The sequence below is a fragment of the Myxococcus sp. AB025B genome, from assembly GCF_006518215.1.
Taxonomy (GTDB): domain Bacteria; phylum Myxococcota; class Myxococcia; order Myxococcales; family Myxococcaceae; genus Myxococcus; species Myxococcus fulvus.
Map to the genome: position 1 here is coordinate 1 of NZ_SRLW01000670.1, position 817 is coordinate 817.

Here is an 817-nt window from a genome sequence, read left to right on the forward strand (position 1 = left end):
GGGCGGGGGCACGTCGTCGATGCGCGGGGGAGGCGGTGGCCGCAGCGCGCGCAGCGTCGCGGGCAGCACCACGTCCAGCGCCTGCGTGAGCGCGTCCAGCAGGCTGTCCTCGAGCACGTCGGAGACGAAGTTCTCGGCGATGAGCGCGCCGTCCTTGGCCGCGTGGGTCTTCAGGCCCGCGCGGTAGCCCTGGGGCCTTCGCACCAGCTCCGTGACGAGCACGACCTCCGCCTGGCTGGCGGTGCCCAGCCACTCGATGCAGGGGGCCTCCGTGCGCTTGCAGCGCAGCAGCGCGCGCCGCTTCGTGGCGGGCATCTTGCGGATGACGTTGTCCATCCGGATGACGCGCACGCCTCGCGACTCGAGCTGCGCCGTGACGTGCTCGCGCGCGAAGTCCACGATGTGTGAGGGAGTTCCCGTCGCGTCCGGGGGCGCGACCAACACGCTCAAGGGCCCCTGCGGGGCGGGGAGCGCGGGCGCCTGCGCGGCGACCACGGTGAGGACGGCGACGAGGGAGATCAACACGTGAGCACTTTCCCCCCGACAGGACCTCCTCGCAAGAAGGGGAATCAGGGGCGACCCACCGCGGGTGGCGTCACGCTCGCGGGCGGTGCGTGCGGTGACGGGAGACTCCACCACCCGGGTAGGGCGGCGGAGTCGTGACCCGTGGCCTCAGCGCCGAGGCCGCTCCGACGGAGCGGGGCGGATCTGCGTCTTCTCGGCGCCGCCCTGGGGCTCGGCCGTCGCGCCCGTGTCCTCGTCCTCGTCGTCCACGTGGGCGGGCATGGCCGGCGGGGGCCTGCGCGCGGCGAGCGCG

1 pseudogene is annotated in these 817 nt (G+C 74.3%); it reads right to left on the reverse strand.

Annotation, left to right across the window (positions count from 1 at the left end):
- Nucleotides 1-525 (reverse strand): annotated as a pseudogene (locus FL311_RS43430) (hypothetical protein); the annotation flags it as partial.
- Nucleotides 526-817: the final 292 nt, after the last annotated feature.